The sequence below is a fragment of the Kitasatospora sp. NPDC054939 genome (assembly GCF_053610105.1).
On record NZ_JBSGXP010000115.1, the window covers coordinates 1 to 13474 of the forward strand.

The 13474-nt window shown below is 77.0% G+C and carries 12 protein-coding genes; all 12 read left to right on the top strand.

Annotation, left to right across the window (positions count from 1 at the left end; all coding sequences use genetic code 11):
* Positions 1-372 precede the first annotated feature (372 nt).
* The 12 genes from ACWGB8_RS27315 to ACWGB8_RS27370 all read left to right on the top strand — a co-directional run bounded on the left by ACWGB8_RS27315 (position 373) and on the right by ACWGB8_RS27370 (position 13470).
* Positions 373-1989, top strand: coding sequence for an MFS transporter (locus tag ACWGB8_RS27315; RefSeq protein WP_452216264.1), 1617 nt, complete (start codon positions 373-375; stop codon positions 1987-1989).
* Positions 1986-3509: a class I adenylate-forming enzyme family protein gene (locus ACWGB8_RS27320; protein ID WP_452216265.1), complete on the top strand. Its 1524-nt coding sequence runs from the start codon at positions 1986-1988 to the stop codon at positions 3507-3509. Before ACWGB8_RS27315 ends, ACWGB8_RS27320 begins: the two co-directional genes overlap by 4 nt.
* Entirely contained in the window at positions 3506-4729 is a 1224-nt protein-coding gene (locus ACWGB8_RS27325) for an aldehyde dehydrogenase family protein (protein ID WP_452216266.1), read from the top strand. The genes ACWGB8_RS27320 and ACWGB8_RS27325 overlap by 4 nt, the downstream gene beginning before the upstream one ends.
* The gene (locus tag ACWGB8_RS27330) at positions 4717-6537 is read left to right on the top strand and encodes a thiamine pyrophosphate-binding protein (RefSeq protein WP_452216267.1); all 1821 of its coding nucleotides are present in this window, start codon (positions 4717-4719) and stop codon (positions 6535-6537) included. The genes ACWGB8_RS27325 and ACWGB8_RS27330 overlap by 13 nt, the downstream gene beginning before the upstream one ends.
* A gap of 31 nt (positions 6538-6568) precedes the next feature.
* Positions 6569-7693 (top strand): 3-oxoacyl-ACP synthase III family protein, encoded by a 1125-nt coding sequence (locus ACWGB8_RS27335; protein ID WP_452216268.1) that lies wholly within the window; start codon positions 6569-6571, stop codon positions 7691-7693.
* Positions 7694-7756: 63 nt separating this feature from the next.
* The gene (locus ACWGB8_RS27340; RefSeq protein WP_452216269.1) at positions 7757-8011 is read left to right on the top strand and encodes an acyl carrier protein; all 255 of its coding nucleotides are present in this window, start codon (positions 7757-7759) and stop codon (positions 8009-8011) included.
* Positions 8012-8096: 85 nt separating this feature from the next.
* Complete coding sequence (locus ACWGB8_RS27345) at positions 8097-8735, top strand: GNAT family N-acetyltransferase (protein WP_452216270.1); 639 nt, start codon at positions 8097-8099, stop codon at positions 8733-8735.
* Complete coding sequence (locus ACWGB8_RS27350) at positions 8732-9604, top strand: SDR family NAD(P)-dependent oxidoreductase (RefSeq protein WP_452216271.1); 873 nt, start codon at positions 8732-8734, stop codon at positions 9602-9604. Before ACWGB8_RS27345 ends, ACWGB8_RS27350 begins: the two co-directional genes overlap by 4 nt.
* Complete coding sequence (locus tag ACWGB8_RS27355; RefSeq protein ID WP_452216272.1) at positions 9601-10608, top strand: ACP S-malonyltransferase; 1008 nt, start codon at positions 9601-9603, stop codon at positions 10606-10608. The genes ACWGB8_RS27350 and ACWGB8_RS27355 overlap by 4 nt, the downstream gene beginning before the upstream one ends.
* Complete coding sequence (locus ACWGB8_RS27360) at positions 10605-11519, top strand: ACP S-malonyltransferase (protein WP_452216273.1); 915 nt, start codon at positions 10605-10607, stop codon at positions 11517-11519. Before ACWGB8_RS27355 ends, ACWGB8_RS27360 begins: the two co-directional genes overlap by 4 nt.
* A complete protein-coding gene (locus ACWGB8_RS27365) occupies positions 11516-12304 on the top strand; it encodes a hypothetical protein (protein WP_452216274.1) in 789 nt (262 codons plus the stop codon). Before ACWGB8_RS27360 ends, ACWGB8_RS27365 begins: the two co-directional genes overlap by 4 nt.
* A complete protein-coding gene (locus ACWGB8_RS27370; RefSeq protein WP_452216275.1) occupies positions 12301-13470 on the top strand; it encodes a beta-ketoacyl synthase N-terminal-like domain-containing protein in 1170 nt (389 codons plus the stop codon). The genes ACWGB8_RS27365 and ACWGB8_RS27370 overlap by 4 nt, the downstream gene beginning before the upstream one ends.
* The last annotated feature ends 4 nt before the right edge of the window (positions 13471-13474 follow it).

Consider the following 13474-nt stretch of genomic DNA (forward strand, 5'->3'; position numbering starts at 1 on the left):
CCCCGCCCCCGCCCCCCCACCCCCCGCGGGCCCCCCCACCGGTCAACCACGCCGCCGCCGCCCCCCCACCGCGGCGCGGCGGCGACCCGCGGCCAGCTGTCGCCACCCGCTCCCGGACCCGCCCGTCCCCGGGGCCGTTCGATCCCGGGGCCGTTCGACCCGTTCGACCCGCGCACGACGGCCGTCGCCGGTGCGCGGCAGTCCGCGCCCCGGGGCCCGTGCCGGCCCCCGGCGCCGAGCACCCGTACCGCCCCTCCGCGGCGGGGCTCCGTACGCCCGGATCTGACGGGGCATCAGATCCGCACCACCGCCGACCGGCAGGAACACCCGCCCGGCGCGCAGCCGTACCCAGACACCGACCGAGGGAGTGACGTGGTCCAGTCCGAACCGGCGGCCCAGGCCCGGGCCGAGGAACCGGCAGGCCGGCCCGACCGCGGCGCCCTGTACGCGATCTGGGCGGCGGCGCTGGTCTCCGGCAGCGGGCGGATGCTGTCCGCCGTCGCCGTGCCCTGGGCGGTGTGGCACACCACCGGCAGCGCCGGGAGCACCGGCGCCGTGGTGACCTTCTCCAGCTTCGGCATGGCGCTCGTCGCCTTCCTCAGCGGCCCGTTGCTCGACCGCATCGGGAGCGGCCGGGCCGCCGTCGGCGGCCTGCTGATCGCGGGCACCGCGATGGCGCTGATCCCCGCGCTGTACGTGACCGGCAGCCTCCAGCTCTGGCACGTCCTGCTGCTGGCCTTCACCGCCAGCGGCTGCGACTCGGCCGCCGAGGTCGCCGTCCGCACCCAGATCCCCCGGGCCGCCGAACGCGCCCGGATGCCGCTCGAAACCGCCAACTCGGTGTTCGCGGCGATCGACCGGCTGACCCTGCTGATCGTGCCGGTGCTGGCCGGCGCGGCCATCGCCCTGACCAGCGCCTCGGCCGTGCTCTGGGCCGACGCGGTGGCCTGCGGCGTCGCCGCCCTGGTGCTCGTCGCCGCGCTGTCCTCACTCGGCCCCCGGAAGGAGCCGGCCGCCACCGAGCAGCGCGGCTACCTGGCCGAACTCGCGACCGGCGTGCGCACCATCACCGGGGACCCGGTCCTGCGCACGGTCGGCCTCACCGCCGCCGCCGCCAACGCCCTGGCCGGCAGCCTCTACACCGTCGTCCTGATCGCCTACGCCGCGCAGGTCTCCGACAGCGCGGGCTCGTACGCCGCGATGATGGCCGCGCTCGGCGGCGGCGCCCTGCTCGGCGCGGTCGGCTTCGGGGTGTACGGGCCCCGGCTGCCCCGCCGGGCCTGCTACCTGCTCGGCTACCTCGGCAGCGGGGTCTCCACCCTGCTGCTGGCCGCGCGGCCGGGCACCGTCGCCACCCTGGCGATCCTGGTGCTCTCCGGCCTCTGCCTCGCCCCGATCGGGCCGCTGATGGCGACGGTCTACCAGGAGCGCACGGTCGAGGAGGAGCGCGGGCGGGTCTTCTCCGCCCAGAACGCGCTCGGACTCGGCGCCGTGGCACTGGGCACCGTGGCCGCCACCGCCGCGCTCGGCGCGGTGGGCCTGCAGTTCTCGATCCTGGTCATCGCCGGTCTGGAACTCGTCATCGCCGCCGTCTCGGTGGCGCTGCCCTCGCTGCGGCGGCTCGACGAGACCCGGGCCAGGACCGCCGACCCGGTCGACGCCGCCGCCGCTGATCCCACCGCCGCTGATTCCGCCGACCCGGACCCCGACGTCGCGACCGTCGCGACCGTCGCGACCACCGCGCCGACCGGCCTGGCGGACGGGGTCGGGAAGCCGTCCGCGGACGCCCCGGACGCCCCGGACGCCCCGGACGCCCCGGCGGCCGCGGAGGACGGCGGGCGGCGCGCCGGGCCCGACACCGGACGCGGACCCGAGTCGGCGTCCGGACCGGCAGCCGAACCCGTCCCCGCCGGCGCCGTACGGACCGCAGCCGGTGCGAGCGCCGACGCGCAGGCCGCCCGCCCCGTCGTCGTCGAGGAGGTCCGATGACCACCACCGCCGAGCCCGGCCGACCCGCGGCCACCGCCCCGACCGCCCCGGCCCCGGCCGCGCAGCCCCGGCCGCTGCCCGTCGCCGACCCCGAGGGCGCCACCCTGCTGACCGCCGCCGACGCCGAGCCCCTGGTCCTCGGCTGCCGCGACGAACTGCTGCGGCGCGGCCTGCGCCCCGGCGACCGGGTGGTCCTGCTGGCCGGCAACTCCCCGGAGTTCGCCGCCGCGCTGCTCGCCCTGATCGCCCTGGACGCCTCGATCGTGCTGGCCGACCACCAGCAGACGCCCGAGCAGGCGCTGCAGACGCTGGTCCGCGCCCACGCCCGCTGGGTGCTCACCGACACCGGCGACCCGGCCACCCCGATGGGCGCCGCGCTCGCCCGCGCCCTGCCGTCCGGCCGGGTGGTCGACCTGCGGACGGCCTGCCGCACCCCGGTCGCGGCCGGCTCCCCGCCGATCGGCTTCGACCGCTGGCGGGCCCGCCGCGACGGCCTGGTGCTGTGGTCCTCCGGCTCCACCGGGCGGCCCAAGGGCATCGTGCGCTCCGGCGCCGCCATGCTGACCAACACCGAGGCGACCCAGCAGGCGATGCGCTACCGCGCCGACGACGTCCTGCTCCCGCTGCTGCCGTTCTCCCACCAGTACGGCATGTCCCTGGTGCTGCTCTGGTGGCAGACCGGCTGCTCGCTGCTGGTCGCGCCCTACCACCGGCTGAGCACGGCCGTCGGACTGATCGGCCGCTACGGCGTCACCGTGGTGGACGCCGCGCCGCCCACCTACCACGCGCTGCTCCAGGTCTTCGAGCGCCGGCCCGCCCTGCGGACCTCGGCCGGCTCGGTGCGGATGTGGTGCGTCGGCGGCGCGCCGCTGCCGGTCCCGCTCGCCGAGCGCTTCCGCGGCACCCTCGGCCTGCCGCTGCTGGACGGCTACGGGCTCTCCGAACTGGGCAACGTCGCGCTCGCCGTGCCCGAGCACCCCGCCGCCTGCGGCCGGCCGCTGGACGGCGTGCGGCTGCGGATCGACGAGCCGGTGGACGGCGTGGGCGAGGTGCTGGTCGACTCGCCGGGGCTGATGTCGGGCTACCTCGCCGACGACGGCGGGCTGCGGCCCGTGGGCCCGGGCTGGTTCCGCACCGGGGACCTGGGCCGGATCGGCCCGGACGGCAGCCTGCAGGTGATCGGCCGCAACCAGGCCGTCCACCGGATGGGCTACACCCTCTACCCGGAGAGCCTGCGCCGCCAGGCCGAGCAGTGCGGCCGGCCGGTGGCGGTGGTCGCCGTCGAGGACGAGCGCCGCGGCTGCCGGGTCGTCTTCTTCGTGGAGGACCCCTCGCTGCGGGACGCCGCCCACTGGCGGGCCCGCTTCGACGGGCTCCTCGCCGCGTACGAACGGCCCAACCTGGTCGTGGTGCTGGAGCGGTTCCCGCTCACCCGCACCGGCAAGGTGGACCGCGTCCGACTGACCGCGACGGCCGCCGAGCGCCTGGGCGCCCGGCGCAGTGACGGAGAACCCTCGTGACCCCACCCTCCCCCTCCGCGCCCGGCACCGCCGCGGCCCCGCCGGCGGACCGGCTCGCCGGCCTCGACGCCGTCCGCGCCCTGCTGCAGGACCGCCGCTCCGAGGTGCTGGACCTGCTCACCGAGGTCAGCACCCACAGCGCCGCCGCGTACGAGATCGACGCGGCGATCGCCACCCTGCGCGGGGCCGCGGCCGAGGTCGCGCACTGGGCGCCGCCGGCGCTGCGCCGCTCGGCCGTCTACATGCCGTCCAACGTGGTGCTCTACTCCTACGTGCTGTACCTGCTGACGCCGAGCCTGTTCGTGGAGGAGGCCGCGTTCCGCCCCTCCAGCCAGGTCCGCCGTACGACGGTGGCGCTGCACCGGCTGCTCGCGCCGGTGCACGGCCTGCCGGTCCACCTGGAGGACGTCAGCCAGCGGGCCTTCACCGAGGACACCGCGGCCTGCGCCGACCTGGTGGTCTTCACCGGACGGCACGAGAACGCGGAGGCCATCCGCGGGCAGATCGGCGACGACCCGATGTTCGTCTTCCTCGGCCAGGGCGCCAACCCGATCGTGCTCGGCCCGGACGCCGACGTGGAGCGGGCGGTGCGCGACGCGGTGGGCATCCGGCTCCTCAACTCCGGTCAGGACTGCCTCGGTCCGGACGCACTGTTCGTCCACGAGGACCTGCTGACGCCGTTCCTCGACGGGCTCGCCCGCAGCCTGGACGCCCTCAAGGCCGGTCCGCGCACCGACCCGGGCGCCGACTACGGGCCGCTGTACTACGACAGCGCCTGGGAGGCGGCCGTCCAGTTCCTCACCCGCCACCACACCCGGATCCGGTACGGCGGCGGCCTCGACGCCCGCACCCGCACCGTGCAACCCACCGTGGTGGTCAGCCGGTTCGGCGAACAGCCGCCGCTCACCGAGTTCTTCGCCCCGGTCTTCAACGTCGTCTCGTGGTCCGACCCGGCCAGGCTGCGGACCCTGCTCGCCACCGCCCCGTACGCCGAACAGGCCCTCGGCGCCAGCGTGTACGGCACCCTGCCGGAGCCGCTGCTCGACGTACTGCGCCGCCGCTGCACCGTCACCTTCGAATCGACCCTGGAGTCGGTCGACGACGGCAACCAGCCCTTCGGGGGCTTCGGCCGGAAGGCCAACTACACCGCCCACCGCGGCCGGACGCACATCGAGCCGGTCCTCCTCTCGAAGGCGGTGGCCCAGCGATGGGAGCGCTGACCGACACCCCCGGCACCCCCTCCGCGGACCGGGCCGGCCGCGAACTGCCCACCGCCTGGCACGCCGTGGTGGACTTCCTGCAAGCCCAGGGCGTGGACGCGGTGTTCGGCCTGCCGGACGACGACCTCGGCCTGCTGGACGCGCTGGAGGCGAGCCCGATCCGCGCCGTGCTCTGCCGCTCCCAGCGCAACGCGGTGTTCATGGCAGCCGGCCACGCGCTGGCCACCGGCCGCCCGGCCTGCTGCGTGGTCGGCCGCGGCCCGGCGCTGGCCAACGCCCTGCCCGGACTCGTCGAGGCGGCGGCCGGCCGCGCGCCCGTGGTGCTGCTCGCCTCCGGCACCGCCGCCGACCGCTTCGGCACCGGCGCCTTCCAGGAGCTCGACCAACTCCCGCTGGTGCGGCCGCTGGTGAAGCTCGCCCAGCGGGTCGAGGCGCCCGCCCGGCTGCCCGGCGCGCTGGAGCGGGCCTGGCTGGTCGCCGGCTCGGGCGCCCCCGGGCCGGTCTACCTGGAGCTGCCGGACCACATGGTCGGCGCCCCGGTGCCGCACCGCACCGCCTGGCGCACCGCCGCCCCGGCCCCGCAGCCCGCCCCGGGCCCGGCCGCCCGGGAGGCCGCCGCCCTGCTCGCCGCCGCCCGGCGGCCGGTCCTGGTGGTCGGCGGGGGACTGCGCGCGGGCAACCCGGACCGCCGGGTGGAGCGGCTCGCCGAGGAGCTCGGTGCGGCGGTCGTCGTGACCGCCTCCGGCCGCGGCACCGTCGACGAGACGCACCCGCTGTTCTGCGGGCTCAGCGGCCTCTACGCGCCGCACGCCCTCGAACCGCTCTGGCAGGAGGCCGACCTGGTGGTGGCGCTCGGCAGCCGCCTGGAGGAGACCGCCGTGCACGGCTGGGACGCCCTCGCCGAGGGCGCCCGGGTGATCCAGGTCAACACCGCGGCCGCCGACTTCGCCGTCGAGCGCCCGGGACCGCTGCTGCTCGGCGACGCCGGGGCCGCCGTGGCCGGCTGGCTCGGCACGGCCGGTCCGCGGGACGGCAGCTGGCCGGCCCGGATCGCCGTGCTGCGCGAGCGCGCCCACGCCGACGCCCGGGCGCTGGTCGAGGAGCGCGCCGCGGCCGGACTCTCCGTGGTGCAGGTGCTCGCGGCGCTCGACCGGGCGCTGCCCGCCGACCGGGTCCTGGTGCAGGAGAACGGCCTGGCCGACATGTGGTCGTACTGCTGGCCGCACTGGTCCTGCGCGCCCGGCGGCTCCGTGGTGCCCAGCGAGCAGACCAGCCTCGGCTTCGGTGCCGCCGCCGCGATCGGCGTCCAACTCGCCCTCCCCGAACGGGCGGTGGCGGCCCTGGTCGGCGACGGCGCGTTCGGCTCGCTGGGTGCGGACCTGCAGAGCGCCGCCGAGGCCGGCGCGGCCGTGCTGTACGTGGTGCTCGACAACGGCGGATTCGGCTGGCTGCAGCACGCGCTCGACGGCCGCGGCCCCGGTGCCTCCCGCTTCCGCTTCACCGCGGCCGAACGGCCCGGCCCGGAGCGCGCGGGCGGGGCGGCGCCCCTCCGGATCCGGGTCGAACGGGCGGAGGAGCTCGACGACGCGCTCGCCGAGGCCCGGCGGCACACCGCGAAGGGCCGTCCGGCGGTGGTCGAGGTGGCCGTGCGGCTGGACGACCTGCCGCCGCTGCCCGCCGACGTCCTGGCACCGGCCGCCGGCGCCGCCGAGCCGGCCGCCGGCACCGCCGCACCCGGGCCGGCCGACGGCACCGCCGTGCCTCCCGCGCCCGCCGGCCCCGCCGCGCCCGCCGGCCCCGAGCGATGACGGCACTCCCGAGGAAGCTGAGGCCCCGCCCGTGACCATCCAGACCGTCAGCCCCACCACCCCCGAGGTCCTGCACCCGGACCCGCTCGGCGGCCCCGGCCGGGCCGCCGCCCCCGCCCTGCGGGTGCCCGTCGGCATCCTCGGCAGCGGCGTGCACATCCCCGGCCGGGTGGTCACCAACGCCGACATGGAGGGCCTCCTCGACACCTCCGACGCCTGGATCCGGAGCCGCACCGGCATCCGCGAGCGCCGCTACCTGGAGCCGGGGCTCGACACCTCCGACATGTGCGTGTCCGCCGCCCGGGCCGCCCTGGAGGACGCCGGCACGCCCGCCGCCGAGCTCGACGCGATCATCATCGCCACCTTCACCCACGACCAGCCGCTGCCCTCCACCGCGCTGATCGTCAAGGAGGCGCTGGGCGCCCACCGGGCGCTGCCGCTCGACCTCAACCAGGCGGCCTGCGCGGGCGGCGTCTACGGCATCCTCACCGCCGCCCACCTGCTGCAGAGCGAGGGCTTCCGCTCCGTCCTGGTGATCGGCGCGGAGTGCCTCTCCCGGGTCACCGACCCCGAGGACCGCTCCACCCGGGTGTTCTTCGGCGACGCGGCGGGCGCGGTGGTGCTCGGCCGCACCGCCCCCGGCTGCGGACTGCTCTCCTGGGACGTCGGCTCCGACCTCTCCTACGGCGTCGAGGTGCCCGCGGGCGGCACCCGCCGGCCCGCCTCGCCGCAGACCCTCGCCGAGCGCGGCCACTACCTGAAGATGGACGGCCGCGAGGTGTGGACCAAGGCCACCGGCCTGCTGCCCGACAGCATCCGGACGGCCGTCGCCCGGGCCGGCCACGGCGTGGACGAGGTCGACCACTTCTTCCTCCACCAGGCCAACCTCAACATCGTCCGCGAGGTCACCACCGCCCTCGGGGTACCCGCGGACCGCGCGCCCACCACCGTCGAGCACCTCGGCAACACCGGCGCCGCGACCGTCTTCACCGTGCTGGACCTCGCCCGGCGCGACGGCCGGGTGGCCCCGGGCGACCTGTTCGTGGTCTCCGCGATCGGCGCCGGCTTCCTCTGGGGCTCGCTCTGCCTGCGCCAGGGCCCGCCGCGCGGCCCCGCCACCGAACCCGCCCGCCGGACGCACCCCGCGCCCCGGTAGGGCTTCCGCACCGCACGCCCACCGCACCCCCGCACACCCGCCCCGAGAGAACAGGACCGTGAGATGACCGAGGAAGAGATCAAGGAATTCGTCGCCGCCACCTTCGGCTTCGAGGTGCCCGCCGCCGAGATCGACGCCGAGGAGCCGCTCTGGGGCAGCGAGGCCCGCTTCGGCCTCGACTCCATCGACTCGCTCAAGCTGATCGCCGCCCTGCGCGAGCGCCAGGCCTTCGACATCGGCGGCCTCGCCCCGGGCACCTTCCGCAGCGTCCGCTCGATCGCCGAGTTCCTGAACGGCGTCACCGCCGGCAACGCGTAGCGCCGCCCGGGAGCCGGCCGGGCGCAGCACCGGCCCGCCCCGCCCCGTACCGCCCGGAACACCCGAACCACAAGGAGCAGCACCGATGCAGGGATTTCTGACCCGCCTGGTCCCGGCCGAGGACGAGGACTTCACACTGGTGTCCACCTGGCTGCGGCCCTCCTACGAGGGCGCGCTCGGCGCCGGCGGCGAGTCGGAGTTCTACTCCAGCGCGCAGATCAGGTCCGGGCTCACCAAGTCCACCGGCGCCATGGTGGAGACGCTGGACGGCCGGAAGGTCGGCTACGTGCAGTGGCGCCTCCTCAAGCACGGCGGCAGCTACGAGATCGGCGGCATGATCGGCGACCCGAAGCTGTGGGACAGCGGCTGCGGCGCCGAGGCCAGCCTGCTCGTCCTCGACTACCTGTTCCACGCCAAGAACGCCCACCGGGTGCAGTTCATGACCGGCACCTACAACCGCCGGGTGATCAACTTCCTGATCAAGAGCGAGGTGGTGATCGAGGGCGTGCTGCGCGACTACTTCTTCGTCGACGGCGAGTACCACGACGCCGTGGTCGCCTCGCTGCTGCGCGACGAGTACTACGCCGCCGCGGCCAAGCCGGGCGCCCACCCGATCTTCGACATGATCCCGGCCGAGGAGCGCACCGCCGGCCGGGCCGAGCTCCGGGAGCACCTGCGCACCCACTGGGACAGCTTCCGCAGCGACCTGGTGGACCGCGGATGAGCACCCGGCCCGCACGCCCGACGACCGTCCTGGTCACCGGCGGCTCCGGCGGCATCGGCCGGGCCGTCTGCGCGGCCTTCGCCGCCCCCGGCACCGTGGTCGTGGTCGGCTACCACCGCAACGCCGACGGCGCCGCCGAACTGGCGGCCAAGCTCGCCGCCGACACCGGGGCCGGGACCGACACCTGCCGCCTCGACCTCGCCGACGCCGCCCAGGTGCAGGGCGCGGTCGACGCCGTCGCCCGCACCCACGGCGGACTCGACGTCCTGGTGAACAACGCCGCCGCCGGGACCGCCGGGCTAGCCCTGCCCACCAGCCCCGCCGAGGACTGGGCCGCGACCGTCCAGGTCTCGCTGCTCGGCGCCTTCCACTGCGTCCGGGCCGCGGCCATGCACATGCTGGTGGCCGGCCGCGGCAGCATCGTCAACGTCGCCTCCATCTCCGCCCTCAGCGGCATCGCCGGACTCAGCGCCTACTCGGCCGCCAAGGCCGGACTGCTCGGCATGACCCGCTCCCTCGCGGTCGAGTACGCCCCGTACGGCGTGCGGGTCAACGCCGTCGCCCCCGGCTACACCGGCGGCGAGGGCATGATCAACGACGTCGACGCCAAGGTCCGCGGCGGCCTGGAGCAGCGCATCCCGCTGCGCCGCCTCGCCCGCGCCGCCGAAGTGGCCGACGCCGTGCACTTCCTGGCCTCGGACCGGGCGAGCTACATCACCGGCCAGACCCTCGTCGTCGACGGGGGCCTCACCCTGGCCCCGCACGCCCCGGCCACCGAACCCCCCGGCCGGGGCACCTCCGCCGGGGCGACCCGGCCGACCGGACCGCAGGCGGCCGAGGCCGCCACCGAGCAGGGGAGCCCGCGATGAGGCCGCACATCCCGCCGTTCCACGCCGGGCTGCCGGCCGACGAGCGCCGCCCGCAGACCCCGGACCGGCGCGCCACCGCCGTGCTGCTCGACCCGCAGTCCCGGATCAACCCCGGTGAGCACCGCGCCCTGTACGAGGCCCTCCCGGAGGCCCGCGGCCGGCTCGCCGAGGCCTCCGAGCTGGTCGGCCTGGACCTCGCCGGGGCCCTGCTGGACGGCACCGACGAGGAGGTCAACCAGGGCGTGGTGGCCCGCCCCGCCGTGGTCGCGCTGAGCGTCGCCCTCTACCACGAGGCCCTGCGCGGCCGGCCCCGCCCCGACTTCCTGGCGGGCCTGAGCCTCGGCCAGATCACCGCCGCCCACCTCGCCGGCTGCATGTCCTTCCAGGACGCCGTCCGGATGTGCCACACCATGGCGACCGTCGAGGAGGAGGCGTACGGCGGACGCCCGTACGGCGTCTCCTTCTTCCACAACGCCGACCCGGTGAAGCTCACCGACCTGATGCAGCGCCTGGACGCACCGGACGCCCCGCTGCGCCCCTGCGCGTACGTCGCCGACGACCAGATGATCGTCAGCGGCGAACTCGGCGCCCTGCGCGGCCTCGCCGAGCAGGCGCTCGGCCTGGGGGCGCTGGGCCTGCTCATCCCGTACGGGCCGCCCGCGCACTGCGAGCTGCTGGCCGAGGTGCAGGAGGAGTTCGCCGCCCGCTGGCGCTACCGCGACGGCCTGGCGGACCCGGAGATCCCGCTGATCTGCAACCTCACCGCGCAGCCGCTCACCACCGCGGCCGGCATCGGGGTCGCCCTGGTCGAGCAGTACACCCGGCCGGTGCAGTGGGCCGGCTCGCTGTACGAACTCGGCCGGCAGGGCGTCGGCGAGGTCGTGGTGCCGGGACCGGGCCGCTTCCTGCACCGCTCGCTGGAGTCGCTGACGGTCCGCTTCGACACCCTCGGACCGGACGAGGTGCTGGGCCGCAGCCTGGCGGCGGCCGGGGCGGCGTCGTGACGACCGGCCTGTTCTACCCCGGGCTGGTGCCGCTGGACGCCGCGGACATCACCCGGCTGCTGGCGCACAGCGCGCCCGCCCGGCGCCGCTTCGACCGGGCCTCCGAGGTGCTCGGCTACCCGCTGGCCGAGGCCCTGCGGGACTGCGGGGAGGAGGACTGGGAGGTCGTCGACAACGCCTGCCTGACCTCGGCGCTGGCGCTCTCGGACAGCGCCGAGGAGTGGCTGGACCCGGCCCCGGAGCTGTGCACCGGCATCAGCTTCGGCGGCCTGCCCGCCGTGGTCCGCGCCGGCGGCCTCGACTTCGCCGACGCGCTGGTGCTGGTCACCCGCAGCGCCCGGATCCAGACCCGCTTCCTCGCCGAGCGGCCGGAGCCCGGCGCCTGCCTGTTCCTGATCGGCCTGACCGCCGGGCAGGTCCGCGCACTGGCCGACCGGCTGGCCGCCGAGGGCCACTGGATCGAGGTCTCCGCCCAACTGGGCCGGGACATCCACGCGGTGTCCGCCGCCCCGCGCACCCTGGAGCTCTTCCAGGAGGCCATGCGCGAGCACGGCGGCCGCGGCTTCCACACCATGAACCGCCCCCAGCACTGCCGGATGCTCGAACCGCTGCGCGCCGAACTGGAGCGCGACGTCTACCGGGTGACGCCGTTCCACCGGGCCCGGCTGCCGGTGCTCTCCGACATCGACGGCACCCTGCTCCGCGAGCCGGAGGACCTGCGGACCTTCCTGCTGGCCGGCTGGGTCGAACCGGTCAGCACCGACACCACCGTGGCCGGCCTGCGGGCCGCCTCGGTCGACCGCCTCCACCTGGCCGGTTCGCGCAACCTCTTCGGCCGGCTGCTGGGCGGGGTGTGCGAACTGGTCCCGATCGGCTACGACAGCCCGGCCGTCGCGGCGGTCCCGGCATGACCGGGCCGGTCGCCACCCCGCCGGCAGGGGCCGTGCCGTTCGATGCGCTGCCGGTCGCCGTACTGCCGTCCGACGTGCTGCCGATCGATGCGCCCGCCGCCGGGGCGAGCAGCGGCGCACTGGCCGCCTGGCTGGACGCCCGCGGCGACGCACCGGGCGGGCCGCCTGTGGTCGAGGCCGAACCGGGCCCGCTGCTGCGCGCGGTGCTCGGCGCGGCCCTGCGCCGGCTGACCGGGGAGGAGCGCGGGCGCGCCGCGGTGGTCCTGGCCGCCGACGAGCCCTGCGTCCGCGCGGCCACCCGCTACGGGCAGCGCTGGACCGACACCGTCCGCCGGCTGCGCCCCTCCGACTCGGTGGCCCTGGAGACCAGCGAACTCGTGCGCGGCCTCGGCGAGGACATCGGCTGGGGCGGGCCGCTGTATCTGCTGGCCGCCCCCGGCGCGGCCGGCCGGCAGGCCCTGCTCGCCGCCTGCTTCCTGGCGGCCGGCGGGCGCCGGGTGGTGGTCGCCGAACTGGTCCCGGCCCCGGACGGCGCGGGCGCGGATCCGGCGGAGGAGTCGGCGGGGCAGCCCGGCTGGATCGCCGCGGCGGCCCTCTGGACCGGCGGCCCGTCCGACCTCCCGCTGGAGGAACTGCCGGACACCGGGCCGGATGCACCGGGGACCCTTCTCGGCCTCGCCCGCACCCTCGCCGAGGTCCGCACCCCCGCGGCGGTCCGCGTCCCCGTCGGGGCCCGCACCCCCGCCGAAGCCGTCCCCGTACCCGACCCCGAGGAGTCCCGGTGACCGGACCCCGTCCGCAGATCGCCCTGACCGGCCTCGGCCTGGTCACCGCCTACGGCGCAGGCGTCGACCCGTACTGGCGCGGGCTGCTCTCCGGCTGCTCCGCGCTGCGCCCGGCGGAGCGGTTCGCCTCCGCCACCTGGTACCAGGGCGAGCCGGTCGGCGAGGTGCCCATGGCGGGCGGCGGCCCGGACGCTCCCGGTCCGGACGGCGGCACCCGCAAGCAGCACCTGCTGGAGACCGCGCTCGCCGAGGCGCTCGCCGCCGCGGGGCTGCCCGGGCTGCCCGCGGGTGCCCTGGTGGTCCTGGTCGGCCAGGCCCCGGCGGTGGGGGCCGGGGCCCCGCCGGAGGCGGCCGAGCTGGTGGGCCCCCGGCTGCGGGCGGCCGAGGGCGTGCCGCTGTTCGGTGGGGCGCCGTTCTACCTCTCGCACGCCTGCGCCTCGGCCGCCTTCGGCCTCGCACTGGCCCGGGAGGCGCTGCTCGCCGGGGCGGTGCGGACGGCCGTGGTGCTCGGCGCCTCCGCGCTCAACCCGCTGGAGTACGCCAGCATGAAGGTCGTCCGGGTGGTCAGCCCCCGGGCGGCCCGGCCGTTCGACCGGGCCGGGGCCGGGATCACCATCGGCGAGGGCGCGGGCGCCGTGGTGCTGGAGGACCGCCGGTCGGCCCGGGAACGCGGCCGGCGGGGCGGGCTGCTGCTCGGCTCCGCGGTCTGCCGGGTTGCCGGGAACAGCCCGGCCGCCTCGGACGACGCGGTGGTGGCGGACTGCGTCCGGCAGGCCTGCGAGGAGGGCGGCGTGGACCGCCTGGACTACGTGCACGCCCACGCCACCGGTACCGCGCAGGGCGACGCCGCGGAACTGCGGGTGCTCGACGGCCTGGCCGACGGGCTCGGGCAGAAGGAACTGCCGGTCGGCTCCCACAAGGGCGCGGTCGGCCACCTGCTGCACGCCTCCTGCTTCCCGGCCGTCGCCGCGGCGGCGCTCGCGCTGCGGCACGGCATCGCGCCGCCCACCCCCGGCCTGACGGATCCGGCGCCGGCCGAGCGGCTGCGGCTGCCGACCGCCGCGCTGGCGGTGCCCGGCGCCCGGCGCGCCCTGCTGACCAGCTTCGGGTTCGGCGGCAACAACGCCGCGCTCACCCTGCACCGGGCGCAGGACGGTACGGCCTGAGGCC

Coding starts and splice junctions, on each gene's coding strand:
- ACWGB8_RS27320 (WP_452216265.1), top strand. CDS start 1,986: ATGACCACCACCGCCGAGCCCGGCCGACCCGCGGCCACCGCCCCGACC.
- ACWGB8_RS27330 (WP_452216267.1), top strand. CDS start 4,717: ATGGGAGCGCTGACCGACACCCCCGGCACCCCCTCCGCGGACCGGGCC.
- ACWGB8_RS27340 (WP_452216269.1), top strand. CDS start 7,757: ATGACCGAGGAAGAGATCAAGGAATTCGTCGCCGCCACCTTCGGCTTC.
- ACWGB8_RS27345 (WP_452216270.1), top strand. CDS start 8,097: ATGCAGGGATTTCTGACCCGCCTGGTCCCGGCCGAGGACGAGGACTTC.
- ACWGB8_RS27350 (WP_452216271.1), top strand. CDS start 8,732: ATGAGCACCCGGCCCGCACGCCCGACGACCGTCCTGGTCACCGGCGGC.
- ACWGB8_RS27355 (WP_452216272.1), top strand. CDS start 9,601: ATGAGGCCGCACATCCCGCCGTTCCACGCCGGGCTGCCGGCCGACGAG.
- ACWGB8_RS27365 (WP_452216274.1), top strand. CDS start 11,516: ATGACCGGGCCGGTCGCCACCCCGCCGGCAGGGGCCGTGCCGTTCGAT.